Here is a 24,245-nt window from a genome sequence, read left to right as displayed (position 1 = left end):
TCCTGAGTCCTGAAACGCCGCGCCGACAACTCCGCGACCGGCCGCTACTGCATCTTGGACAGCGGCCCCGCGCCGTACTGGCTGATGGGGGTGCCGTCCTTCGCGTTCGTGTACACCAGCGGCACCTGGTTGCCGTCCTGCCCCTGGATGAACTGCACCTGGTACTGCTGGCCCCACGGGTCCACCAGGTCGTCCTGGCCGTTCTTGAGCATCGAGCCGCCGCCGAACGGCGGGGTGAGCAGGTCCTGCAGGCTCGTCGGGTACTGGTTCCCGCTCTGCGGGTTCACGTAGTACGCCTCGATGGTCTGCGCCAGGCTCTTGCACTGCAGCTGCGCCCGGCTCTTGCGGGCCGTCTCCAGGTACGTCATGGTCGAGATGACCGCGACCGTGGAGAGGATGACCAGGATGGCGACCACGACCAGCACTTCGAGGAGCGTGAAGCCGGCCCGGCGGTTGGCCCGGCGGAGGGCGGTGGAGGCGGGGGTGAGGATCATGGTCGCGGTCTCCTTCGGTCCGTCGGCAGAAGCGGGGCCGTACTGGCGGGGGGGACAATGTTAACTATAGCCGCAGGGGGGCTTAACCGGTGATGAGAGAACGGCCGATCGAGCGACTCATTTCGGTCTCAGGATTACCCCCAGGGGGCCGCTCCCGGTTTCGCCGCTTGCGGCTTAGCGGCGTTCACGCCGCTAAGCCGCAAGCGGCAACACCTTACGACTACCCTCCGACGGTCTGACCCATCTTGAAGACCGGCAGCAGCAGCCCGGCGACGACCAGCAGCGTGACGCCAGCCATGACGAGCAACATGATCGGCTCCAACAGCTTGACCATGAGTTCGAGCTGCCGGGCCGTGCGCTTCTCCAGGCTGTCCGAAATGTCGATCAACACCCGTTCGAGCGTGTTCGCTTCTTCCCCAATCGCAATCATCTCAACGACATCGGGCGGGAAGTAGCCCGACTTGCGGAGCGGGTCGGCGAGCTTCTCGCCGGCGGTGACGTTCTCGGCGCTCTTCTCGATGGCGGCGGTGAGGACGCGGTTGCCGGTGGAGTCCTTGGCGATGGTCAGCGCCCGCAGGATGGGGATGCCGTTGTGCAGCATCGTCCCCAGGATGCGGGTGAACCGCGACAGCGCCAGCGCGAGGAATACCTTGCCGAACAGCGGCAGCCGGATGCGGACGCGGTCGGCCCACACGCGGCCGTTGCCGCGCGTCCAGCGGACGAATGCGACGAATCCGACGACGGCGAGGACGCCCACGACGAACCCCTGCCAGGAGCGGAGGAAGTCGCTGAACGCCATGAGGGCCATGGTGAGGCCGGGCAGGTCGTCCTTCTCCTTGAGCTTCTCGAACACCGGCGCGAACTTCGGCACGAAGAAGATGACCAGGATGTTCAGCACGAGGAACCCGGCCAGCGCCAGGAAGGCCGGGTAGGCGAGGGCGCCGACGACCTTGGCCTTGATGTCCTCCTGGTGCTCGACGAAGACGCTGATGCGCTTGAGCACGTCTTCGAGGAAGCCGCCCTCCTGCCCGGCCTTGACCATGCTGACGGCGAGCTCGTCGAACACGCTGGGGTGCTGGGCCATGGCCTGGGCCAGCCCGGTGCCGTCGGCGACCTTGCCGCGCACCTCGCGGACGACGGCCTGGAGCTTGGGGTTGGTGCTCTGGCGTTCCAGCAGCTCCAGCGACCGCAGCAGCGGCACGCCGGTCTGGAGCAGGTCGGCGAGCTGGGAGTAGAAGGTGGCGAGGTTGCGGGCGGAGACGCGGCTGAAGAACCCGCCGGTGGCGGCCTGGGTGCGGGCGAGGGCGATGCGGGTGGGGAACAGCCCCTTGGCGTCGAGGGCCATGGCGGCCTCGCGCTCGGTGTTGGCGGCGATGGTGCCCGTGGTCTTCGACCCGGTGCGGTTCAGGGCGTCGTAGGTAAAGTCTGGCATAGTTGGTAGTTGGCAGTTGGCAGTTGGTAGTCGCCAGCCGTGCCGGATCGCGTCCGACTACCAACTGCCAACTGCCAACTACCAACTTAGCTAATGTCCCCAGCCGTCACCCGCCCCACCTCGTCCACGGTGGTGGTGCCGTTGAGCACCTTGCGCCAGCCGTCCTGCCGCAGCGTCACCATGCCGGACCGCAGCGCCTCCAGGCGGATCACGCCCGAGTTCACCCGCTGCACGATCAGGTCCTTGATCACCTCGTTGTTCACCATCAGCTCGTGGATGCCCGTCCGGCCGCGGAACCCGCCCTGCCGGCACGCCCGGCAGCCCACGCCCTTCCACAGCTTGCCGCCGTTCTGGGCGTCGCCCATCATCTCCACCATCCCCTGCTGGATGGCGATCTCCGGGCTCGGCTTCACGCCGCCCTTGCGGAGCGGGAAGTCCAGCGGCAGGTCGTCCAGGTCCGGCTCGAACGCCGTCTTGCAGTCCGGGCAGATCGTCCGCACCAGCCGCTGCGCCATCACCCCTTCCACCGTGCTCGACACCAGGAACGGCTCGACGCCCATGTCGATCATGCGGGTGAAGGCGCTCGGCGCGTCGTTCGTGTGCAGCGTGCTGAACACCATGTGACCCGTCAGCGACGCCTGGATGGCCATCTCGGCCGTCTCCAGGTCGCGGATTTCGCCGACGAGAATCACGTCCGGGTCGTGGCGCAGGATGCTGCGGAGCGCGGCGCCGAACGTCAGCCCGATCTTCGTGTGCGTCTGGATCTGGCTGATGCCTTCCTGCTGGTACTCGACCGGGTCCTCGACGGTGATGATCTTGGTCGATTCGTCCTTGATCTCGTTCAGCGCCGAGTACAGCGTCGTGGACTTACCCGAGCCGGTGGGGCCGGTGACGAGCACGATGCCGTGCGGGCGGTCGATCAGCTGCTTGAAGGTGTCGTAAATGTCCGGCAGCATGCCGCACGTCTTCAGGTTGAAGGCCATGCGGCCCTTGTCGAGCAGACGCATGACGACGCCCTCGCCGTGCACCATCGGGATGATGGACACGCGGACGTCGATCTCGCGGCCGGCGACCTTCATCTTGATGCGGCCGTCCTGCGGCAGCCGCTTCTCGGCGATGTTCAGCCGGGCCATGATCTTCAGGCGGCTCAGGATCGCCAGCTGGAACCGGTTGATCTCCGGCGGCACGTTCTGCTGCTGCAACAGGCCGTCGATGCGGTAGCGGATGCGGAGGCCCTTCTCCTCCGGCTCGACGTGGATGTCCGACGCCCGCTCGTTGGCGGCCTCGACGAGAATCTGGTTCACCAGCTTCACGACCGAGGCGTCCTGCGCCTGCTTGGCGAGCTCGCTGTCGTCGGCCTCGATGTTCTCCAGCAGCTCGACCTCTTCCTCCTCGCGCTCGGCGAGGAGGGCCGTGATCGTGTCGCCGCCGACGCCGAAGTGCGCCTTGATGAGGCGGGCGATTTCGCGGCCCGGGGCCAGCACCGGCAGCACGTGCAGGCCGGTGAGCGTGGCGAGCTCGTCCAGGGCGTAGGCGTCGAACGGGTCGCCGGTGGCGACGACGAGGGTGCCGTTGTGGCGCGACAGCGGGAACAGGTTCTTGCGGTGGACGAGCCGCGGCGGCATGGCCGCGAGCACCTCGGGGGTGACGGTGGCGTGCGACAGGTCGACCAGTTCGAGGCCGAACTCCTCGGCGAGGACGGGGAGGAGGGTTTCTTCCTTGAGGAAGCCCCTGTCGACGAGCACCTGGTGGGGCGGGAAGTTGGGGCTGGCGGCGATGGCATCGGCGGCGCGGCCGCGGTCCGCGGCGGGGAGCAGGCCGCGGTCGACGAGCGTCTGGAGCAGCTGCATGGCAGGCCCGGTGCGTAGCGGTGCGTAGGGGGATTGTACCCGACGCCGATGAGAAGGGGCTGAATCTGGGTAAGCCGGGCGGCCGGGGAGGGTCCGGTTGGGACGGTCGGGGCTGAAAACCCCGCCCGCTGCAACGGGCGGGCTTCGGCCGAGCCGCGCACTTCGGCCTTGACCGAATCCGACGCCGCGGTATGGTCCGCGACGAATCGCCGTATCCGCAGTCGGGTCGGGCGGCCGGGATCGGGTTCGGGGGAACTCGCCGGCTGCCGGAGGGGAACCGTATGCTCCGGGCGAGCGTCCTGTGGGGCGGGCTGGCGGCCGTCGCCGTGCTCCCGACCGGGTGCCTGAACACGCCGGCCGAGAAGGTACAGGGCCGGTCGCAGATCGGCTCCGACGAGCCGATCGACCCCGACGCCTACGCCACCGTCGGCAGCAAGACCATCCCCGACAACATGGGGCCGGTCCACGTCAGCGGCGTCGCCCTGGTCTACCGCCTCCCGCCCGGCGCCGGCAGCCACGCCCCCGCCGGCGGGTGGCGGACCATGCTCGAGACCAGCCTGAAGAAGCAGGGCTGGACCAACATCCGCGACATCCTCGAAGACCCGACCAAGACCACCTCGCTGGTCCTCGTGTCGGCCGTCATCCCGCCGGGGGCGCGGAAGGGCGAGACGCTCGACCTGACCGTCACCGTCCCCGAGGACAGCAAGACGGTGAGCCTCCGCGGCGGCCTGCTGTACCCGTGCGAGCTGACCGAGTACGACACCACCTCGAACATCTCGGCGCTGGCCAAGGGCACCGCCCCGAGCGGCCCGCCCGGCCGGCTGCTGCTCGGCAAGACGTGGGCGCGCACGGTCGACAAGGCCGCCGTCGTCGCCGGCACCTACGAGAGCGCCGAGCGGGCCAACCCGACGGTGGACGGCGAGGAGCCGACCCGCCGCGTCGGCAAGGTGTGGGCCGGGGCGAAGGTCGCCGACAACCGCCCGTACTTCTACGTCCTGAAGGCCGGCGACGACAACATCCGCATGGCCGCCGAGGTGGCCGAGCGGCTGAACGCCACCTTCCACGCCAACGGCGACCCCGGCCGCAAGGTGGCCGAGGCGCAGCCGAAGGCCATCGTCGTCAACGTCCCCCACGCCTACCGCCACAACCACCACCGCTTCCTCCTCGTGTCCCGCCAGGTGCCGATGATCCCGGTCGCCCCGGGGAGCATCTACCGCGAGAAGCTCGCCGCCGAGTTGCTCGACCCGGCCACCTGCCTCGTCGCCGCGGTGAAGCTCGAAGCCCTCGGCGGCGACAGCCGGCGGCCGCTGCGGGTGGGGCTCGAGAGCCCGTCGCCGTGGGTCCGGTTCGCGGCCGCGGAGGCGCTGACGTACCTCGGCCACACCGACGGCGCCGAGGTGCTCGCCAAGACGGTGGAAGAACACCCCGCCCTGCGGGCGCACGCCCTGAAGGCGCTGGCCGTGATGGACGACGCCGCCTGCACCGACCGCCTCACCGACCTGCTCGGCAACCCCGACCCGCAGGTGCGGTACGGCGCGTTCATCGCCCTGCGGCTGGCCGACGAGCAGCACCCGGCGATCCGCGGCACCCTGCTCAACGACAGCTTCCACGTCCACCGCGTGGCCGCGGGCTCGCCCGGCATGGTCCACGTCGCGTCGGACCGCCGCTCGGAGATCGTGGTGTTCGGCGACTCGGTGAAGCTGCGCGGCCCGTTCACGCTGCCGCTCGGGACCGAGTTCACCGTCAGCGTGCCGGCCAACGGCCCGGAGGCGAAGGTGAGCCGGATCGTCCGGGTGAAGGGCCAGCCGGACGTGAAGGAAGTGACCTGCCCGACCGACCTGACCGCGGTGCTGGCGACGGTGGCGCGGCTCGGCGGCGGGTACGGCGAGGCGGTCGAGCTGGTCCGCCGGGCCGACAACGCCCAGGTGATGACCGCGGCGCTGGCCCAGGACGCGATCCCGCGGCAGCTCTCCGTGCAGCAGCTGGCGAACTTCGCCCGGCTGGACCCGACGCTGGTCAAGGCCGACGTGGAGGTGGCCCGGGTGGGCGCGTCGAGCCTCGAACTCGAAGCCGCGGGCGTGGACCTGCCGGCGGACCCGAGCGAGGCGCGGCCGGCCGACGCCCCGGTGCGGGCGCCGCTGAGCCGCGAGCCGGGTCGGCTGTTCGGCCCGCGCCAGCCGGCGGCCCCGGCCCAGGCCGAAGGCCTGAGCCCGGTGGTGCCGACGACCGCGACCGAGCCGGCGCCGGCGGCCGCCGCCCCGCGCGGCACGAACCCGGGGACGGTGTTCGGGCGGTAGCGGGCCGTGGACAGTGGGCCGTGGACAGTGAAGACCGAGCCCGGGGGTTCACCGCCCTCGGGCTTCGTCGTCCCGCTCCCGGCTCCTGTCCTTAACGGCCCACTGTCCACGGCCCACTGCCCACTCCAAAGCCATGCTCAGCCGCCTCGAACTCGTCGGGTTCAAGTCGTTCGCCGACAAGACCCGGCTCGACTTCTCCCCCGGCGTCACCGCCGTGGTCGGCCCCAACGGGTCCGGCAAGAGCAACGTCGTCGACGCCGTCCGCTGGATTCTCGGCGAGCAGTCCGCCAAGAGCCTCCGCGGCGGCGAGATGGCCGACGTCATCTTCAACGGCTCCTCCTCCCGCAAGAGCCTCGGCATGGCCGAGGTGACGGTCACCTTCGACAACGCCCGCCGGCTGTTGGGGGTCGATGCCGACGAGGTGCAGGTGACGCGCCGCGTCTACCGCGACGGCACCGGCGAGTACCTCATCAACGGCATGATGTCGCGGCTGAAGGACATCAAGGACATCTTCCTCGGCACCGGCGCGGGGTCCGGCGGCTACACGATCATCGCCCAGGGCCGCGTGGACGAGCTGTTGCAGGCGTCCACGAAGGACCGCCGCGAAATCTTCGACGAGGCCGCCGGCATCAGCCGGTTCAAGGCGAAGAAGAACGAGGCGCTGCGGAAGCTGGTCGCCGTCGAGAGCAACCTCACGCGATCGCGCGACCGCCTGGACGGCCTCGACGCGCAGCTGCGCACGCTGCGGATGCAGGCGTCGAAGGCCCAGAAGTACAAGGAGTATTCGGACCGCCTGAAGGAGCTGCGCGTCGGCCTGGGGGCGAAGGAGTACCGCGACCTGTCGGCGGCGCTGGCCGCGGAGGAAGCGGCGCTCGCCGAGCTGACCGCCGCGGCCGGAGGGTCGGCGGCGCGCGCCGAGGAGCTGGACCGCACCGCCCGCGCGCTCGACGCCGCGGTGACGGCGACGGAGGCCGAGCTGCGCCGCGAGGAGGCGGCGCTCGCCGACGCGCGCCAGCGCATCGCCGGGTTCGAGGCCGGGGCGAAGCACGACCGCGCCGCCGCCGCCGAGCACGAGGCGGAGGTGGCCCGCGTGGCGAAGGCCCGCGCCGACATCGCCGCCCGCCTGCGCGGCATCGAGGCCGAGCTGGCGACGGCGGCGAGCGCCGCGCAGGCCGCGGACGCGGCGTTCGTGGCCGAGACGCACACCGCGGAAGCCGCGACCGCCGCGCTGGCCGCCGCGACGAGTCACGCCGCCGACGTGACGGCGCGCATCACCGCGGGGCAGGAGCGACAGTTCGACCTGGTGCGCCGGGCGACCGCGGCGCGCGGCCGGACGACGGCGAGCCTGGAGCAGGTCGAGCGGCTGCAGGCCGGCTACACCCGCAAGCGCGGCGAGCTCGGCCACCTCGGCGCGCGCCGCGGCGGCCTCGAAACCGCGCTCGACGGCCTCTCCCGCGCCGACGCCGACGTGCAGGCGCGTCTCGCCGACGCCCGCGACTCCCTGGACCGGCTCCATTCCGAGCGCGACGCCCTCGACCACGCACAGGAAACGGTGCAGGGCCGGCTCGAAGCGCTGCGCGTGCGGCAGGGCGACCTGCGCGGCCGCGTCGAGGTGCTGGAAGGACTGGAGCGGGCGCAGGAGGGGCTCGGCGCCGGCGTGCGCGCGGTGCTGGACCTGCTGCGAACCGGCACCCGCACCCTGCCGACGCCCCTGCCGCTCGTCGCGGACCTGCTCACGGTGCCGCGCGAGGTCGCGGGGCTCGTCGAACTGGCGCTCGGGGACGCGGCGCAGCGGTTCGTGGTGCGCGACCCGGGCGCGGTGGACGCCGTCGTCGCCGCGGTCACCGGCGTGCCGGGGCGCGTGGGGTTCATCCCGCTCGCGCCGCCAAATCCGCCGGCCGACGCCGACGGCTCGCCGCTCACGCTCGCGTCGTTCGTCCGCTGCGAGCACCCCGACTTCGCCGCGCTGCCCGACCAGCTCCTCGGCGCCGTCGTCCTCGCCGACACGCTCGCCGACGCGCGCCGGCACCCGGGCCGCCGCGTCATCACCCGCGCCGGCGACCTCCTCGAACCGGACGGCACCCTGACCGTCGGCCCCGTCGTCGGCGGCGCCGGGCTGGTGTCGCGCAAGAGCGAGCTGCGCGACCTCCGCGACCAGTCGCGCGCCCTCGCCGCCGACGTGACCGCCGCCGAAGCCGAGCTCGCCGACCTGCGCCGCGACGCCGACGCCGTCGCCGGCCGCGCCGAGGCCGCGGAGGCGGAAATCGACCTCCTTTCCGGCGAGGCCGGCGACCTTCAGCAGCGCATCGCGGTGCAGCGCCAGCAGCTCGACGAGCTCGACGACCGCATCGAACTGCTGCGCGCCGAGGCCCGGACCGACGAGGAGGAGGTGCGCCGGGCCGAGGCCGCGTGGGTGGGCGCGAAGCTCGAAGCGGAGGCCGCCGAGGCCGAGGCCGCGGGGCTGGAGACGGAGCTGGAGCGGCTGAAATCCGAGGCGAAGGCCGCGGCCGAGGCGCAGGCCGCGGCGCAGGAGGCGCACACCGCGGCCCAGGTGAGTGCCGGCCGCGCCGCCGCCGACCGCGACCGCACCCGCGACCGGCTCGCCGGCCTGGAAGCCGACCTGCGGAAGCGGAAGATCGAGGCGATCGATCAGTCGGCCGCGTTCCGGACCGCTCAGGGGCGCCTCGCCGAGACGGTTCTCTCAATCCTCCGGGCGACCGCGTCGGCCGCGGCCGCGTTCGCCGAGAAGGAGGCGCGCGAGCGGCAGGCCGCGGGGCTGTCCGGCCGCGCCGCCGCCGACCGCGCCGCCCGCGACGCCGCCCGCCGCGAGCTCGACGGCATCCGCACCGGCTGGCAGGAGCAGCAGGCCGCGGCGCACGCGCGGGACCTGGCCGTCCACGACCTGCGGGCGCGCCGCGAGGCCGTCGCCGCCCGCCTCCGCGAGGACTACGGCATCGACCTGACGCAGGAGCCCGCGGACGGCGCCGACCCCGGCCCGGCGCTGAGCGCCGCGCAGGAGATCGACGACCTGCGGAAGAAGCTGGCCCGCCTCGGCAGCGTGAACCTGGAGGCGCTGGACGAGCTGGCGCGGGTGGAAGCCGAGCACGACGGGCTGAAGGCCCAGCACGACGACCTGGCCGCCGCGCGGAAGTCGCTGACGGACGTGATCGACGCGATCAACGGCGAGAGCCGGGCGCTGTTCACGAACACCCTCACCGCGGTCCGCGGCTACTTCCAGGAGCTGTTTCGCAAGCTGTTCGGCGGCGGCCAGGCGGACGTGGTGCTGGAGGACGGCGTGGACGTGCTGGAGAGCGGCATCGAGATCACGGCGCGGCCGCCGGGGAAGGAGTTGCGGGCACTGTCGCTGCTGAGCGGCGGCGAGCGGACGCTGACGGCGATCGCGCTGCTGCTGGCGATCTTCCGCAACAAGCCGAGCCCGTTCTGCCTGCTGGACGAGGTGGACGCGGCTTTGGACGAGGCGAACACGGCGCGGCTGGCGGGTGTGTTGCGGGAGTTCCTGGACCGGAGCCAGTTCATCGTGATCACGCACAAGAAGCGGACGATGGCCGCGGCGGACCGCCTGTGGGGCGTGACGATGCAGGAGAGCGGCATCAGCCGCGTGCTGCCGATGCGCTTCGAGGACTGGCCCGACGAGGAGCCCGCGCAACAGGCGGCGTGAGCGTTCGGACGAACCCTTTGACACCCGCCCGACCGGGCGGTAGCCTGTCGGCACCTCTTTCCCGCCGAGGCTCCCGATGAGCGAACCGACCCCCGGCCGCGCGCCGGCTTCCGTGGGCACCTGGCGGCAGGCCGCGGTGGTCGCCGACGGCAAGGACATTCCGGTCGGCCGGTCCACGCACCTCACCGTCACCCCGGACGGGTACACGGTGACGGTACTCGGCCGGGTCTACCAGACCGGCACGTCCGTGGCCGACCACTCGACCGACCCGCCCCGGTCCGACGTGACCATCAACACCGGTGCGGCCGCCGGGCACACGCTGCGGCAAATCTTCCGCGTGGACGGCGACGTGCTGGTGGCGTGCGCCGCCGGCCCCGACGGCGATCGGCCGACGGCATTCGCGAGCCCGCCGGGGAGCGGCCACACCCTGAGCGTGTGGGTGCGGGTGCCGGACCAGCCGCCGCCGAGCATCACGCCGGCCGTGTGGTGGGTCGTGCTCATCGTGTCGCTGATGGTCGGCGGCGGGTTCGGCGAGGCGGCGGAGAAGGGCGTGGTCGGCGAGCTGGGGGTGTGGGGCGCGCTGGCGGTGCGGTGTACCGTCAGCGGGGTGCTGGTGGGGCTGCTGGCTTACGGGCTGTCGCGGCTCACCCGGGCGGACCGGTTCACGCGGGCGGGCCTGGCCGGGTTCGGCGTGCTGTTCGGCGTCGCCCTGCCGCTGACGCTCGGGGTGTACGAGAACCTGCGGAAGCTGCTGGAGCCGGAGCACGGCTGGCTCGGCTGGGGGCTGGCGCTGCTGGCCGGGTCCGCGGCCGGGCTGGCGGCGTCGGCGGTGCTCGTGGCGGTGCTGAAGCGCGCCGGGCTGACCACGCCGGAGGCGTGACGATGCAGGAGAGCGGCATCAGCCGCGTGCTGCCGATGCGGTTCGAGGACTGGCCCGACGAGGAGCCCGAGGCGCGGCAGGCGGCGTGAGCCACCTGCGTCAGAAGAGAGTGTCATGGGCAAGGCGAAGCGGACGAAGCCCGAGGAGCGGAAGAACCTTCCGGTCAACCTCGTTACCAAGGTCCTGACGGAATCCGGGTATCGCTGCGCCGTCCCGACGTGCCGCAATATCCTCGCCCTCGACATGCACCACATCTGGGAGGTGAACGTCGGGGGACCGGACGAGCCCTGGAACCTCATCGCCCTCTGCCCGACGTGTCACGCCCTGTACCACCGGGGGACGATCAAGGAGGCGTCGATCTTCGCCTGGAAGTCCATGCTCATGACCCTCGGCCGGGCGTTCGACCTGGACACGATCGACAAGCTGCTGTTCCTCCACACCATCCCCGAGCAGCTGCTCGTCATGTCAGGGGATGGGGTGCTCCAGTTCTCCCGCCTCGTCGGGGCCGGGCTCGTCGTGTTCTCCCTCAAGGCGAACAACAACTGGACCCTCGTGACCTACCAAGTGCAACTCACCGAGAAGGGCCGCTTGCTCGTGACCGCCTGGAAGAGCGGGGACAGCAAGGAGCTCGGGCAGGTGTTGAGTCCACCTGAACCAATCGCACCGTACACGAGAGAGTTCACCGAGGAGGACTGGATCGAGCACGAGGGGGTGTTCATCTTCGGCGTTCCCGTCAGCGTACACCGTCGCGGGTTCGCCCCGTCGTTCAAGGTGTACACGAAGACCGACGAGGGGCTCAAGGAGGGGTTGAGCGCGACCGTCACTATTCCCGCGAACTCCGTCACGATCCAGACCGAGAAGCCCTTCGCAGGCACGATCGAGATTCACTAGACGGCCTCTATTTACCTCGTTTCCCCGCTCCGCGGGGGAACGCGTCTTCGGCCGCTCCTCGGCCTTCGGTTTTCAGGCCGAAGGCCTGACAGCCCTCAGCCCAGGGCCAGGTGCGCAGCACCGCCGCCCTGGGTACGCGGCACGAATCACCCCCCAGCCTGAAGGGCTGGGAGCCGGCTCGCAGGCCTTCAGCCTGCACGGCCACTCGCACCCCGGACCCAGGGCGGCGGCCCTTCGGGCCTTGCCCTGGGCTGAGGGCTGTCAGGCCTTCGGCCTGAAAACCGGCTGCCTGTACAACCCCGTTCTTGGATCGAATGGATTCGGCCTCAGCGGTCGCGCAACTCGCGGACGGCGGGGACGCCGATGTCGAGGACGCCGTACTTGCGGACAAGTTCCTCGCGCACCCGGGCCGCCGCCTGGTGAATCCGGGCGCGGACCTCCGGGTCCAGCGGCCGGCCCGTGGTGAGCTTGTCGAGAACAGCCTGGGTGTCCGCCTCCAGCTCCGGCGGGATCGCGTCAGCGAACGGGACGGCGGCGGGTGCGGTGCTCATACCCGTATTGTCCCCGACCCCTGGCGCGGATCAAGGCTGACCAGGAAACACGCGGCGCCGCTACGGGGCCGGGGGGAACAGGTCGTCGAGCTGGCCGAGGTTCGCCAGGTCCACCACGGCGCGCCACTGCGCGTCCAGCGCGCTCAGGTACGCCTGCTGCGCCTGGCCCAGGTTCTGCTGCGCCAGCACCACGTCGTCGAACGCCACCTTGTCGGGCTCCGTCCGGTGGCGGCGGACCAGCGCCGCGTACGCCCGGCCCAGGCTCGGCAGGATGTGCTCGCGGTGCCGCGTTGCGATCGTCCGGCTCGACTCGTACCGCGCGAACGCCTCCGCCACCTTCCCGGCCAGGTCGGCCTGCGTGGCCTGGAGGTGGGCCGCCGCCCGGGTGATCCGCGCCGCCGCGCTGCGGACGTTCCCCTGGTTGCGGTCCGTCAGCGGCAACTCGATGCCGACCTGCAGGCCGAACTGGTACGTCTGCGCCAGGTTGTCGTACTCGTGGTACTGGTTGGTCGTCACGTCCGGGATGGCCGAGCGGCGCTGGAGCACCAGGTTCGCCTGCGCCTGCGCCTGCGTGTTGCGGGCGGTCAGCACGTCGGTGTGCTGCTCCAGCACCCACGCGCGCAGGCGGTCGGCGTCGAAGTCCGGGGGCGGCTGGTCGGCGGAGCCGGCCAGCGGCGCGGGCGGCAGGTCGGGCCGGCCCACGGCCGCGGCCAGCTGGCGCCACGCCCCGCGGTAGTTGGCCTCGGCCTGCGTGAGGGCGTTGCGGGCCTGCTCGGCCATCGCGTGAACCTGCAGCGGCTCGTAGCCGGCGGTCTGCCCGGCGGCGGTCTCGGCGAGCTGCCGGCGGTACGCCTCGTCGGCCAGCGCCACCAGCGCGCGGTTGACCTCGACGCCCTCGCGGGCCACGAGCACGGCGAAGTACTGCGCGCGCACCGCCGCCGCCACGTCGGCCTCGGCGCGGCGCACGGCCACCAGCGCGTTCACGTAGTCGAACCCGGCCACCTGCTGCGCCAGCTTCAGCTTCCCGGCCGTCTTGATGAGCTGGTTGACGTACCCGCCCTGCTGCCCGGCGCCGCTCCCCTTCACGCCCTCCGGGATGCGCAGCGCCGGCTGCACCTGGTCGACCTGGTAGCCGACGGTCGGGTTGGGGTAGAGCCCGGCCTGGATCACCTGCCCGTAGGCGGCGTCGGCCTCGGCGGCGGCGCGGCGCAGGACGGGGCTCTGCGCCGCGGCCATCGCGCGCAGGTCGGCCAGCGACAGCGGCTCGCCGGCGGGCGCGTCGAGGTGGCCGACGGGGGTGAGCGCGGGGTACCGCTTGCGGACGGCGGCCTCGCGCTCGGCCTGCGGCGTGTCCTTGCCGAACGTCGGCGGGGCGATCGGCGGCCCGGCCCCGGGGAGCCCCGGCGGCAGGTCGAACGGGCCGGCCTTCGGGTCGGCCGGCGGCGTGGGGCGCGGTGCGTACGTGAGGACGCCGGCGGCGTGGGCGTCGGGCGGCCCCTGGGGGAGGGGGTAGTGCGCCGTCGGCAGCCGCGGCCCGGCGCAGCCGGCCAGCCCGGCGAGGCACGTCAGCGCGAGGCGGGTGGGGGCGTTCACGCGGGTTGTATCGGCCGCCGGGGGTAGCGCGGTTGAGCCAAGGTGGGGGCTCCGGGGTTACGCCGCCCGGGTGCGCCGTTCGATTTCGGTGACCCGGCTCGGGACTTGTGCCCGGAGGGCGTCGGCATTTCGCCACGGGGTGCGAACCGGGCCGGCGTCGGCGGCGTTCAATCGAGACACGCGCCCGAATCCACGTCGACGCCTTACGGCCGTAAAACCCCACGAACAAACTGTTTGTGACAACCCACACGCGCCCACCGCGCCGCGTCGGGCCTCGCAAAGCCTCGACCCGACCTACGAAACACCAGAGCCATCCCCGAGCCGAATTGATGAAGTTTACTTCATCGATCATCTTCGTGGTGAATTACCCTTGATCGCCGCCCGTGGGGCGCGATAATGTCCTCATCACAGCGGGGATCGTTCTTCGGAGCGAGTTCCACCCCGCTGTCCGCGGCCGGCTCGTCGGCCCCACGAACCCGCCGAGGGGAGAAGCGGCGGGCCGTGCGGGACGGGTAAGAGGCGGCCGCGAACCGGGCCGCTCGGGTGACTCGCCGGAGGTGAGAGGCTGGCGACCACCCGGGCGGTTTCGCATCGCCCGCTACGAGGAGCGGACCGTGTACCACGTGTTCGAGCACCCGACGGCCGCCGACCGGCTCGCCGTCCTGTCCGACGACGACTGGCGGAACTTATCCGCCGAGCAGCGGACGGGTTACACCCTCCGCCGCGGCGGCTTCCGCACCGCGCTCGACGCCGTCCTGGCCATGCTCGACCTCGCCGCCCGGCTGTCGGCCCGCTGTCGTCGCCCTCACACTCTTTTGTGTCATTGACTCAATGCGTGCCTCGACCCCCCGGGGGGGAGCCGTACACACAATGCCCCCGGCTTGAGCGTCGGTTCCCGTTTTCGCTCGCCGCGGGCTACCCGCGGCGGGTAGACTGGTGGCTCCCGCCTCGGAGCCACCTCATGCTGCTGTTCGACTCGCACCTCGACCTCGGCCTCAACGGCGTGGACTGGAACCGCGACCTCCGCATGGCCGTGGCCGAGATCCGCGTCCAGGAAATCACCCACAACATGACCGACCCCGGCCGGCGGACCAACACGGTCAGCCTGCCGGAGCTGAAGAAGGCGCAAATCGGCGTCGGCGTGGCCACGGTGCTGGCGCGGCAGGAGCGGCAGATCAACCACCCGTTCGGGTACACCACGCCCGAGGCCTGCTACGCGGTGGCGATGAGCCACCTGTACTACTACAAGGCGATGGAGCGCGCCGGCTGGATGCGCAGCATCAAGACGAAGCGCGAGCTGCAGCAGCACGTCGCCGACTGGCGCGCCGACCCGGCGGGCACGCCGTTCGGGTACATCCTGAGCATGGAGTGCGGCGACCCGGTACTCGACCCGGACAACATCCGCGAGTGGTACGAGATGGGGCTGCGGGCCATCGGCATCACCCACTACGGCCCCAACCGCTACGGCGGCGGCACGCAGTGCGAGGTGGGCCTGGCCGTGGACGCGCTGCCGCTGTTGCGGAACATCGAGGAGCTGGGCATCGCGCTGGACATGACGCACCTGTCGGACAAGGCGTTCTGGCAGGTGGCCGACCGGTTCGGCGGCAAGGTGCTGGCGAGCCACCAGAACGCCCGCAAGTTCGCCGACTGGCAGCGGCAGTTCTCGGACGAGCAGATCAAGCACGTCATCAGCCGCGGCGGCGTGCTCGGCGTGGCGTTCGACGCGGTGATGCTGCAACCCGGCTGGGTGCGCGGCCAGAGCCAGCGCGAGGTGACGATCGACCGCGCCGTCGAGAACATCGACCACATCTGCCAGCTCGCCGGCAACTGCAAGCACGCCGGCGTGGGGAGCGACCTGGACGGCGGCTACGGCACGGAGCAGGTGCCGGCCGACCTGGACACGATCGCCGACCTGCAGCGCATCCCGGAGTTGCTGGCGAAGCGCGGCTACAAGACGGCCGACATCGAAGCCGTGATGCACGGCAACTGGCTGCGGTTCTTCGCGGACGTGCTGCCGAACTGAAACCGAAAGCAGGACTAACCACGGAGTCACAGGGGGCACAGAGACAAGACAGAAGACCGAGACGAAGCAGAGTTTGAAATCAACCTTCTGTCTTCTCTCGGCCTTGTGTCTTCCCTCGGTGCCCTCTGTGACTCTGTGGTTAGTCCCCGATTTGATTCCCCCCTGCGAAACCCGCCCATGCCCAACCGCCACGTCGTCGTGTGGATCACCGCGGTCGCGGCGATGTGGATGTACATCGACCGCGTCTGCGTCTCCATCCTCGCCGACCCCATCCAGACCGACCTCGGCCTGACCGACCGCGAGCGCGCCCGGGCGCTCGGGGCGTTCTTCTTCACCTACGCCCTGATGCAAATCCCCGGCGGCGCCCTCGCCGACCGGTTCGGCCCGCGGCTCGTCCTCACCCTGTGCATCGCGGCGTGGTCGATCGTCACCGCGGCGACGGGGCTGGTGTGGTCGTTCGCGGCGCTGGTGGTGGTGCGGCTGTTGCTCGGCATCAGCGAGGCGGGGGCGTACCCGGCGGCCGCGGGGCTGGTGAAGCGGTGGGCGCGGCCGGACGAGCGCGGCCGGTTCAGCGCCACCGTCGCGGCCGGCGGCCGGCTCGGCGGGGCCGTGGCGCCGGCCATGACCGCGGTGCTTGCCGCCGCGCTGGTCGCCGTCGGCATGGTGACGTGGGGCGAGAACCCGTCCGGCGTCCACTGGCGCGGCGTGTTCGTGGTCTACGGCCTGTTCGGCATCGTGGTCGCCGTCGGGTTCTGGGCGTTCGTCCGCGACAAGCCGCCGGAGGGGATCGCGGAGGCGGCGCCGGCGTACGCGCCGGAGCCGGACCCGGCCGCCGAGTGGCACGCGCGGCCGCCGGCCGCGCCGCGGCGGGAGCTGTCGTTCCTGGGGCGGCTGGGGCTGCTGGCGCGGACGCCGAACATGTGGCTGTTCGGCATCATCCAGTTCTGCGTCAACCTGTCGTGGGCGTTCCTCATCACCCTGCTGCCGACGTTCCTCAAGGACGCCGACGTGGACCTGGGCGTGCGCGGCTGGGTGCAGTCGGGCGTGCTGTTCGCCGGGTGCGTGGGGACGTTCCTGGGCGGGTACGTGGCCGACGGCTGCCGCCGGCGGTTCGGCCCGCGGTGGGGGCGGTCGGGGCCGATGATGGCGATGATGGGGACGTGCTGCGTGACGTGCGCGGTGGCCGCGGCCGGCCCGCCGCTGTGGGTGGTGGTGGCGATGCTGGTGATGATGTCGCTGTGCCAGGACGTTGGCGTGCCGTCGATCTGGGCGTTCGCGCAGGACGTGGGCGGGCGGAACGTGGGGGCGGCGCTCGGCTGGGGGAACATGCTCGGGAACTTCGGCGCGGCGCTGTCGCCGATCCTGCTGACCGAGGTGCAGATCGCCGGCGGGTGGGGCGCGGCGTTCGGCGTGGGGGCGGTCGCCTACGCGGTGGCCGTCGGCTGCGGGCTGTTCCTGGACGCGACGAAGCCGGTGGAGGAGGAAGGATAGGCTTTTGTTCTTGCCGCTTGCGGCGTAGCGGCGTCGACGCCGCTACGCCGCAAGCGGCAACCCAACCTACCGCGCCACCGCCTTTAACACCAGCGACGCGCCCAGCGCCACCGCCCCCGCCACCGACAGCACCACCGCCAGCAGCGTCACCGCCGACACCCCACCGCGCCGCCGCGGCGGCCGCACTTCGTCGGTCAGCGCCGCCCACGGCGACGCGTCCGACAGCGTCTCCCCGACCGGGGCGTGCCGGCCCGTCGTCGGCGCCGGCGGCGGGTTCATCCCCGTCAGGTAGCCCGGCTGGTACGAACTGGACGCCTGCCCCGCCGGCACGTCGAACGCCACGTAGCCGCCGTCCTCGTCCCCGGCACCGCCGGCGAGCGCGTCCAGCCGGGCCGCCAGCGCCGCCGCCGACGGGTACCGCGCGTTCGGATCCTTCGCCAGCAGCCGCCGTACCACCTCGGCCACGCCCGGCGGCACGTCCGGCCGCTGCGCCTCGACCGGCGCCGGGAACTCGCCCCGGTGCCGACTCGCCTTCGACTCGGCGCTGCCGCCGGGGAACGGCGGCCGGCCGGTCAGCAGGAAGTAGAAGACGCAGCCGAGCGAGTACAGGTCGGAGCGGTGGTCGCCGGCCGCCTCGGGGGCCGCGTAGTCGGCGGCGCCCGCGGCCGGCAGCTGCGTGTCGGTGTCCACCGCCGCGTCGGCCGGGGCCAGGCGGGAGATGCCGAAGTCGGCCACCTTCACCACGCACCCGGGCAGCGTCTTCGACGCCCGCGCCACGAGGAGGTTCGTGGGCTTGATGCCGCTGTGGGTCATGCCCTGTTCGCGGGCGTACTCCAGCGCCACGGCCGCCTGCCGGACGATCTCGCACGCCTCGGCCGCCGGCAGCGGGCCGCGCGCCTTTACCAGCCGGGCCAGGTCCGGGCCGTCGACGTACTCGGTGGCCACGTAGGCCCGCTCGCCGCGCTCGCTGGCGTCGAACGCGGTGATGATGTTGGGGTGGTTCAGCCCGGCGGCGGCCCGCGCCTCGCGGCGGAAGGCCTCCTTCGCGTCCGGGGTGCGGGTGCGGCCGGCGGCCAGCACCTTGATGGCCACCGTGCGGTGCATCGACCCGTGCAGCGCCTTGAACACCCGCCCGCCGGGGCCGCGACCGACTTCCTCCTGGATCACGTAGGGGTCGATGACGAACCCGTCGGTGCGGCCGGCGAGGAGCCGGCCGGCCTGGAAGCGCGTCAGGAAGCCGGCGGCGACGAGCGCGGCGGCGGCGGCGGCGGCGGTGGCGTCGTCGGGGACGGCGGCGGTCGCCTTGGCGAGCCGCGCCGGAGCGAGGATGCCGGAGCGGCAGAGGGCGGCGAGGAAGGCCTGGCGGTCGGTGACGGCGGGGGGTGGGGCGGGGGCGGTGGGCATGGGGGCGGTCCGCGGCGGGGTGGGAGGCGTCCCGGCCTCCGGCCCGAAGTTTAGATGACGAATCCGGCCGGCGGCGGGTTTCGCCGGCCCGCCGCAGAGAAGACGAGCGGCGGTTGCGGCCGGGGCGTAACGTTCCGTAACGACCCGTAATCGCGCGGGGTCTATACTGAGGTCACGCCGGAAAGCGCCGGCGGCACCGACCCTTGCGCGGGAGCCCGACCATGGCCGACTGGAAGAAGCTGGCGAAGGACCTGCTGCTGATGGACGGGTACATCGAGCGGAAGGAGACGGAGATCGTCCGCAAGGCGATCCTGGCCGACGGCGTGGTGAGCAAGGCCGAGGCGGAGTTCCTGATCGAGCTGCGGAAGGAGGCGCCGAAGGCGGTGGCCGAGTTCCACCAGTTCGTGCTGGACGTGGTGAAGAAGGCGGTGCTGGCCGACGGCGAGGTGAGCACCGCCGAGACGGCGTGGCTGGAGAAGTTCATCACCGCCGACGGTAAGGTGGACGACCTGGAGAAGCAGCTGCTGCGCGACCTCAAGAGCAGTGCGACGAAGTGCTGCGCCGAGTTCGAGGCGCTAGTGACGAAGTACTGCTGAGAATGACCAATTTCCAATGACCCACCAATGACCACGGAACACCAGCGGTGTCTTCCGTGGTCATTGGTGGGTCATTGGAAATTGGTCATTCTTCGTGTCGCCTCAGCGCCTCCAAATCACGCCAGAAATCGGGGTACGTCTTCGCCACGCACCCCGGGTTGCGGATCACGACGCCCGGCACCTTCAGCCCCACGAGCGCCAGGCTCATCGCCATGCGGTGGTCGTTGTACGTGTCCACCGCGGCGCCCCGCAGCGGCCCCGGCGTGATCGTCAGCCCGTCGTCGCGCTCCGCGACGGCGGCGCCGAACTTCCGCAACTCGGTGGCGAGCGCCGCGATGCGGTCGGTTTCCTTGTGGCGGATGTGGGCGACGTTGCGGATGGTGGTCGGTCCGTCGGCGAAGAGGGCGACGGCGCCGAGCGTCATGACGGTGTCGCTGATGTCGTTCATGTCCACGTCGACGCCGCGGAGCCGGCCGCCGTGGACGGTGATGCCGCTGTCGCACTCCTCGACGCGGCAGCCCATCTGCGCGAGCACGTCCACGAACCGCACGTCGCCCTGGAGCGACTGCCGTGTCAGCCCGGCCACGGTGACGCGCCCGCCGGCCACGGCCGCCGCGGCCCAGAAGTATGACGCCGCCGAGGCGTCGGGCTCGATGGCGTAGTTCGCTAGGTTGTGGAGTGAAGCGGCCGGGACGCGGTACACGTTTCCGACCGCTTCGACCTCGTAGCCCCACTGTCGCATCATCGCCAGCGTCATGGCGATGTACGGCTCGGACACTGTCGGGCCGACCACTTCAATCTCAACGGGTTCGGCGTCACCCGCGTAGTGCGGGGCGGCCATCAGCAGACCGCTAAGGAATTGAGAACTCACCCCGGCCCGGACGGTGACCCGCTGCCCGGTGCAGACCCCGTCCGACTCGATGACCACCGGCGGGCAGCCGTTCCCGGCTTCGCTCGTGGCCCGGACGCCGCGGAGTTGGTTGAGCGCGTCGAGCAGGTCTCGAATCGGCCGCTCCCGCATCCGGGGGATGCCGTCGAGCCGATAGCGGCCGCGCCCGGCGGCGACGAGTGCGGTGAGGAACCGGACGGTGGTGCCCGAGTTGGCGACGAACAAGTCGGCCTCGGTCGCCGGGACGGTCGCTCGCTCCTGGTACGGGAACCAGACGTACGGCTCGGCGGCGTCCCAGTGCGGTTCGACGGCGTAGCCGAGTGCTTGAAGGGCCGCGACCATCACCTCGGTGTCCTCACTGAGGAGGGCACCGGTGAGCCGTAGCGGCACGTCCATCGGTGTGAGCGCCGCGAGTACGAGGGCGCGGTTGGTGATGCTCTTGCTGCCGGGGACGGTGACCGTCGCGCTCGGCGCGGCGGTCAGCGGGACGATGGCGAACTCGGCGGGGTAGTCGTGCATAAGTCCGTCAAGGCGAGCCGGGAGCGTGAGCGACCGGAGTGCGTGCACCGCTCCGCCGCGGTCGCGTGAGTTCGGGGCGCGCTCCGGTCGCTCACGCTCCCGGCTCGCCGGGGTATGTGACCCGCAGCAGGAACAGCCCCTCGGGCGGCGCCGTCGGGCCGGCCAGGCGGCGGTCCATCGCCCGCAGCACCTCGCCCACCTGCGCCTCCGGCCAGTAGCCGCGGCCGACCTGCACCAGCGTCCCGGCGATCGCCCGGACCATGTTGTACAGGAACCCGTCCGCCTCCACCTCCAGCCGGATCGTCTCCTCGACGCGCTCCACCGTCAGCGCCGTGACCGTGCGCACGCTGGTGAGGCGGTTCGGCCACTCCGTCTCGAAGCAGCGGAAGTCGTGCCGGCCGACCAGGCACGCGCCGGCCCGGCGCATCGCGTCGGCGTCGAGGTTCGTCTTCACGAACCAGGCGTACTTCCGCGTGAAGGGGTCGGGCACGCGGCCGTCGCGGATCACGTAGCGGTAGCGCTTCGCCACCGCGTCCTTGTTCGCGCAGAAGCTCTGCGCCGCCTCGGCCACGTCCGTCACCGCCACGTCCGCCGGCAGCTTGGCGTTGATCGCCTTCCGCAGCGCGTCGCAGCTCAGCCGCGTGGCGCTGTACACGTTCGCCACCTGACCCAGCGCGTGAACCCCGGCGTCGGTGCGGCCGCTGGCGTTCGCCCGCACCCGCGGCTCCTGCGTGATCGCCGCGATGGCGTCCTGGAGCGTCTCCTGCACGGTGCGCCGGCCGGGCTGCGTCTGCCAGCCGGAGAAGTCGGTGCCGTCGTAGCGGAGCGTGAGGCGGAGGTTCCGCATGGCGGGCAGCAAAAGCAGGTTGGCCGCAAAAAGGCACAAAAGACACAAAAAGGAAGACCGAACAGAACAGAATACAAATCCGATCTTGGTTCTGTTCTCGCTCCTGGCTTCGGTCTTGGCTTATTTTTGTGTCTTTTGTGCCTTTTTGCGGCCAACCGTCTTCGGCTTTACTTCACGATGCCGCGCTTCACCAGTTCCTCGGCGCACTGCACGGCGTTGCTGGCGGCGCCCTTGCGGAGGTTGTCGGCCACCACCCACAGGCTCAGGGAGTTCGCGCAGCTCGGGTCCTGCCGCACCCGGCCGACGTAGGTGTGGTCGGTGCCGGTGGCGTGGAGCGGCTGCGGGAACTCCCCCTTCGTCTCGTCCATCAGCACCACCCCGGGCGCGACGGCCAGCGCCGCCTTCGCCGCGGCCACGCTCACCGGCCGGTGGAACTCCACCGTCACCGCCTCGCTGTGCGACACCCGCACCGGCACCCGCACGCACGTCGGGTTCACGCCGATCGTGGCGTCGCCCAGGATCTTCTTCGTCTCGTTGATGACCTTGTTTTCTTCCTCGGTGTACCCGTTCGGGTCGAGGGTCCAGTCGAGGGTGATGACGTTCCCGGCCAGCTGCGCCCGGTGCGCCGTCGGGGCCGGGACCGGGCCGCCGGCGGCGAACGCGGCCAGCTGCGACTCGAAGTCGGCCAGCCCCTTCGCCCCCTTGCCCGACGACGACTGGTAGGTGCAGACGACGACCCGCTTCACCCCGCCCAGGTCGTGCAGCGGCTTCAGCGCCACGCACAGCGGGATGGCCACGCAGTTCGGGTTGGCGACGATCCCCTTCTTGATGTGGTGCAGCTGGTCGGCGTTCACTTCCGGCACCACGAGCGGGCAGTCCGGGTCCATCCGCCACGCCGACGAGTTGTCCACGACGATGGCGCCGGCCTTCGCCGCGATCGGCGAGAACTCCTTGCTCACGGAGCTGGGCGTGCTGCTGAGGACGATCTGCACGCCGGCGAACGCCTCGGCGCGGATCGGCTCGACGGGGTAGGTTTTGCCGGCGAACGTGACGGTTTTCCCGGCGCTCTTCTCGGACGCGAGGAATTTGATCGTCCGGACCGGGAACTGGCGCTCGGCGAGCACCGTCCGGATCAGGTCACCCACGGCCCCCGTCGCCCCGACCACCGCCACGTTCACGGCCACTGTTGCACCACCGGTGAGAGGAACGCGGCCGCGCGGCCGCACGGGAAAAGATACGGAATCTGATTGACACCGGCCGACCGGTCGGGTTCGGTGGAAGGCTTCTCCCCAGGAGTGACGGATATGCGGATCGCGGTCGGCGGGTTCATGCACGAGTCGAATACCTTCTCCCGGTCGGCGGCCGACCTCGACCGCTTCCGCGAGGGGAGCCTGACCTACGGCGCCGCGCTGGTGCCGGTGTGGCGCGAGGCGCACCACGAGGTCGGCGGCTTCCTCGAAGGCGCCGAGACGTACGGCTTCGACGTGGTGCCGCTGGCGATGGCGTGGGCTACGCCGTCCGGGCCGGTCGCCGACGCGCTGTTCGAGCACGTTTCGGACGCGCTCGTCACCGGCGTGCGGATGGCGCAGCCCGACGGCGTACTGGTCGCGCTGCACGGCGCGATGGTCACGCCGACGTACCCCGACGCCGACGCCGAGATTCTGCGCCGCCTCCGCGCCGCGGTCGGGCCGAACGTGCCGATCGCGGCGTCGCTCGACTTCCACGGCAACGTCTCGCCGCAGATGGCGGAGACGGCGAACGTCCTCGTCGGCTACCAGACGTACCCGCACGTCGACCAGCGCGCCCGCGGCCGGCTGGCGGCGCAGCTGCTGGCGCGGGCCGTGAAGGGGGAGGTCAAGCCGGTCGTCCACGTCGCCAAGCCGCCGCTGATTCTCAACCTGCTCGGCCAGGACACGGCCCGCGAGCCGATGGCGCTGCTGATGCGGATGGCGCGCGAGGCAGAGCGGGCGCCGCAGGTACTGTCAGTGAGCGTGATGGCCGGCTTCCCCTACGCCGACGTGCCCGAGATGGGGCCGAGCGTGATCGTCGTCGCCGACGGCGACCGGGCCAAGGCGAAGGCGGTCGCCGACGAGCTGGCCGCGGCGATGTGGAACGTCCGCGAGCAGCTGAACGTGCCGTGCCCGACGCCGGCCGAGGCGGTTGCCCGTGCCGTGGCGTCGCAGCAGCATCCGGTGCTGCTCGTCGATCTCGGTGACAACATCGGCGGCGGCTCGGCCGGCGACGGCACGGTGCTGCTGGCGGAGCTGATGAAGCAGCGGGCGAAGGGCTTCATCGTGGCGCTGTACGCCCCGGAGGCGGTGCGGGTGGCGAAGGCGGTCGGCGTCGGCGGGGTGCTGGACGGCCCGCTCGGCGGCACCGACGGCATGCACGGCCCGCCGGTGACGGTGCGCGGCGTGGTGCGGTCGCTGCACGAGGGGAAGTGGGTCGAAACCGAGGCGCGGCACGGCGGCCGCCGCCAGAACGACCAGGGCCACGCCGCCGTGCTCGACCTCGGCGACGGCAGCCTGGTGGTGCTGACGTCGCTGCGGACGCCGCCGTTCAGCCTGGGTCAGCTGACGAGTTTGGGCATCGACCCGCGCGGGGCGAGCGCCATCGTGGTGAAGGCGGCGGTGGCGTACAAGGCGGCGTACGCGCCGATCGCCGGCGAGGTGATCGAGGTGGACACGCCGGGCCTGACGGCGATCAACCCGGCGCGGTTCACGTACACGCGCATCCGCCGGCCGATGTACCCTTTGGATGTCAGTTGAAATTGGTCCGTTGGCAGTTGGCTTCGAGGCGTCGAGGCGTC

The 24,245-nt window shown here is 71.6% G+C and carries 18 protein-coding genes; 9 read left to right on the top strand and 9 right to left on the bottom strand.

The features are described from left to right. Positions 1–44: 44 nt before the first annotated feature. From ETAA1_RS00405 to ETAA1_RS00395, 3 genes are all read right to left on the bottom strand, one after another. Positions 45–494, bottom strand: a complete 450-nt coding sequence (locus ETAA1_RS00405) for a prepilin-type N-terminal cleavage/methylation domain-containing protein (RefSeq protein ID WP_145244522.1) — start codon at positions 492–494, stop codon at positions 45–47. 220 nt (positions 495–714) lie between these two features. Continuing rightward, positions 715–1,926, bottom strand: coding sequence for a type II secretion system F family protein (locus tag ETAA1_RS00400; protein WP_145233316.1), 1,212 nt, complete (start codon positions 1,924–1,926; stop codon positions 715–717). A gap of 86 nt (positions 1,927–2,012) precedes the next feature. Beyond that, on the bottom strand, positions 2,013–3,776 hold the full coding sequence (locus ETAA1_RS00395; protein ID WP_145233314.1) for a GspE/PulE family protein: 1,764 nt from the start codon (positions 3,774–3,776) through the stop codon (positions 2,013–2,015). A 281-nt stretch (positions 3,777–4,057) separates the two neighbouring features. Between ETAA1_RS00395 and ETAA1_RS00390 the strand changes: the two genes are divergently transcribed. From ETAA1_RS00390 to ETAA1_RS00375, 4 genes are all read left to right on the top strand, one after another. Further along, complete coding sequence (locus ETAA1_RS00390) at positions 4,058–6,073, top strand: HEAT repeat domain-containing protein (protein WP_202920553.1); 2,016 nt, start codon at positions 4,058–4,060, stop codon at positions 6,071–6,073. A 133-nt stretch (positions 6,074–6,206) separates the two neighbouring features. Further along, positions 6,207–9,752 (top strand): chromosome segregation protein SMC, encoded by a 3,546-nt coding sequence (smc, locus tag ETAA1_RS00385; protein ID WP_145233311.1) that lies wholly within the window; start codon positions 6,207–6,209, stop codon positions 9,750–9,752. A gap of 76 nt (positions 9,753–9,828) precedes the next feature. Beyond that, positions 9,829–10,632 (top strand): TIGR03067 domain-containing protein, encoded by an 804-nt coding sequence (locus ETAA1_RS00380; RefSeq protein ID WP_145233309.1) that lies wholly within the window; start codon positions 9,829–9,831, stop codon positions 10,630–10,632. Between the two features lie 114 nt (positions 10,633–10,746). Next, positions 10,747–11,523 (top strand): HNH endonuclease signature motif containing protein, encoded by a 777-nt coding sequence (locus ETAA1_RS00375; RefSeq protein WP_145233307.1) that lies wholly within the window; start codon positions 10,747–10,749, stop codon positions 11,521–11,523. Positions 11,524–11,849: 326 nt separating this feature from the next. Here the strand turns inward: ETAA1_RS00375 and ETAA1_RS00370 are convergent, their stop codons facing one another. Together ETAA1_RS00370 and ETAA1_RS00365 are read right to left on the bottom strand one after the other, a co-directional pair. Further along, positions 11,850–12,074: a hypothetical protein gene (locus ETAA1_RS00370; protein ID WP_145233305.1), complete on the bottom strand. Its 225-nt coding sequence runs from the start codon at positions 12,072–12,074 to the stop codon at positions 11,850–11,852. A gap of 60 nt (positions 12,075–12,134) precedes the next feature. Continuing rightward, on the bottom strand, positions 12,135–13,667 hold the full coding sequence (locus ETAA1_RS00365; protein WP_145233303.1) for a TolC family protein: 1,533 nt from the start codon (positions 13,665–13,667) through the stop codon (positions 12,135–12,137). Between the two features lie 614 nt (positions 13,668–14,281). Here ETAA1_RS00365 and ETAA1_RS00360 point away from each other — a divergent pair. The 3 genes from ETAA1_RS00360 (at position 14,282) to ETAA1_RS00350 (ending at position 17,181) form a co-directional block, all read left to right on the top strand. Beyond that, on the top strand, positions 14,282–14,494 hold the full coding sequence (locus tag ETAA1_RS00360; RefSeq protein WP_145233301.1) for a hypothetical protein: 213 nt from the start codon (positions 14,282–14,284) through the stop codon (positions 14,492–14,494). A 134-nt stretch (positions 14,495–14,628) separates the two neighbouring features. After that, positions 14,629–15,690: a dipeptidase gene (locus tag ETAA1_RS00355; RefSeq protein WP_145233299.1), complete on the top strand. Its 1,062-nt coding sequence runs from the start codon at positions 14,629–14,631 to the stop codon at positions 15,688–15,690. Between the two features lie 177 nt (positions 15,691–15,867). Next, positions 15,868–17,181, top strand: a complete 1,314-nt coding sequence (locus tag ETAA1_RS00350) for an MFS transporter (RefSeq protein WP_145233298.1) — start codon at positions 15,868–15,870, stop codon at positions 17,179–17,181. 66 nt (positions 17,182–17,247) lie between these two features. Here the strand turns inward: ETAA1_RS00350 and ETAA1_RS00345 are convergent, their stop codons facing one another. Continuing rightward, a complete protein-coding gene (locus ETAA1_RS00345) occupies positions 17,248–18,585 on the bottom strand; it encodes a serine/threonine-protein kinase (protein ID WP_145233296.1) in 1,338 nt (445 codons plus the stop codon). Positions 18,586–18,806: 221 nt separating this feature from the next. On the opposite strand from ETAA1_RS00345, the gene ETAA1_RS00340 reads away from it, so the two are divergent. Continuing rightward, the gene (locus ETAA1_RS00340) at positions 18,807–19,181 is read left to right on the top strand and encodes a hypothetical protein (protein WP_145233294.1); all 375 of its coding nucleotides are present in this window, start codon (positions 18,807–18,809) and stop codon (positions 19,179–19,181) included. Between the two features lie 85 nt (positions 19,182–19,266). Here the strand turns inward: ETAA1_RS00340 and aroA are convergent, their stop codons facing one another. The 3 genes from aroA to ETAA1_RS00325 all read right to left on the bottom strand — a co-directional run bounded on the left by aroA (position 19,267) and on the right by ETAA1_RS00325 (position 22,614). Further along, the gene (gene aroA, locus ETAA1_RS00335) at positions 19,267–20,589 is read right to left on the bottom strand and encodes a 3-phosphoshikimate 1-carboxyvinyltransferase (RefSeq protein WP_145233292.1); all 1,323 of its coding nucleotides are present in this window, start codon (positions 20,587–20,589) and stop codon (positions 19,267–19,269) included. A 91-nt stretch (positions 20,590–20,680) separates the two neighbouring features. After that, the gene (gene truA, locus ETAA1_RS00330; protein WP_145233290.1) at positions 20,681–21,436 is read right to left on the bottom strand and encodes a tRNA pseudouridine(38-40) synthase TruA; all 756 of its coding nucleotides are present in this window, start codon (positions 21,434–21,436) and stop codon (positions 20,681–20,683) included. Positions 21,437–21,603: 167 nt separating this feature from the next. Further along, positions 21,604–22,614 (bottom strand): aspartate-semialdehyde dehydrogenase, encoded by a 1,011-nt coding sequence (locus ETAA1_RS00325; RefSeq protein WP_145244521.1) that lies wholly within the window; start codon positions 22,612–22,614, stop codon positions 21,604–21,606. A 126-nt stretch (positions 22,615–22,740) separates the two neighbouring features. Between ETAA1_RS00325 and ETAA1_RS00320 the strand changes: the two genes are divergently transcribed. After that, positions 22,741–24,204 (top strand): M81 family metallopeptidase, encoded by a 1,464-nt coding sequence (locus ETAA1_RS00320; RefSeq protein WP_145233288.1) that lies wholly within the window; start codon positions 22,741–22,743, stop codon positions 24,202–24,204. The last annotated feature ends 41 nt before the right edge of the window (positions 24,205–24,245 follow it).

Origin of the sequence: Urbifossiella limnaea, assembly GCF_007747215.1 — a bacterium.
GTDB classification, from domain to species: Bacteria; Planctomycetota; Planctomycetia; order Gemmatales; family Gemmataceae; genus Urbifossiella; species Urbifossiella limnaea.
The sequence above is the reverse complement of the archived record's forward strand: the minus strand, read 5'-3'. Positions and strand labels throughout refer to the sequence as shown.

Bases quoted from the DNA above. Each gene is read 5' to 3' on its own strand.
- ETAA1_RS00380 (WP_145233309.1), top strand. From the start codon at position 9,829: ATGAGCGAACCGACCCCCGGCCGCGCGCCGGCTTCCGTGGGCACCTGG.
- ETAA1_RS00370 (WP_145233305.1), bottom strand. From the start codon at position 12,074: ATGAGCACCGCACCCGCCGCCGTCCCGTTCGCTGACGCGATCCCGCCG.
- ETAA1_RS00345 (WP_145233296.1), bottom strand. From the start codon at position 18,585: ATGCCCACCGCCCCCGCCCCACCCCCCGCCGTCACCGACCGCCAGGCC.
- ETAA1_RS00355 (WP_145233299.1), top strand. From the start codon at position 14,629: ATGCTGCTGTTCGACTCGCACCTCGACCTCGGCCTCAACGGCGTGGAC.
- ETAA1_RS00340 (WP_145233294.1), top strand. From the start codon at position 18,807: ATGGCCGACTGGAAGAAGCTGGCGAAGGACCTGCTGCTGATGGACGGG.
- ETAA1_RS00320 (WP_145233288.1), top strand. From the start codon at position 22,741: ATGCGGATCGCGGTCGGCGGGTTCATGCACGAGTCGAATACCTTCTCC.
- ETAA1_RS00395 (WP_145233314.1), bottom strand. From the start codon at position 3,776: ATGCAGCTGCTCCAGACGCTCGTCGACCGCGGCCTGCTCCCCGCCGCG.
- truA (WP_145233290.1), bottom strand. From the start codon at position 21,436: ATGCGGAACCTCCGCCTCACGCTCCGCTACGACGGCACCGACTTCTCC.
- aroA (WP_145233292.1), bottom strand. From the start codon at position 20,589: ATGCACGACTACCCCGCCGAGTTCGCCATCGTCCCGCTGACCGCCGCG.
- ETAA1_RS00375 (WP_145233307.1), top strand. From the start codon at position 10,747: ATGGGCAAGGCGAAGCGGACGAAGCCCGAGGAGCGGAAGAACCTTCCG.
- ETAA1_RS00400 (WP_145233316.1), bottom strand. From the start codon at position 1,926: ATGCCAGACTTTACCTACGACGCCCTGAACCGCACCGGGTCGAAGACC.
- ETAA1_RS00350 (WP_145233298.1), top strand. From the start codon at position 15,868: ATGCCCAACCGCCACGTCGTCGTGTGGATCACCGCGGTCGCGGCGATG.
- ETAA1_RS00390 (WP_202920553.1), top strand. From the start codon at position 4,058: ATGCTCCGGGCGAGCGTCCTGTGGGGCGGGCTGGCGGCCGTCGCCGTG.
- ETAA1_RS00405 (WP_145244522.1), bottom strand. From the start codon at position 494: ATGATCCTCACCCCCGCCTCCACCGCCCTCCGCCGGGCCAACCGCCGG.
- smc (WP_145233311.1), top strand. From the start codon at position 6,207: ATGCTCAGCCGCCTCGAACTCGTCGGGTTCAAGTCGTTCGCCGACAAG.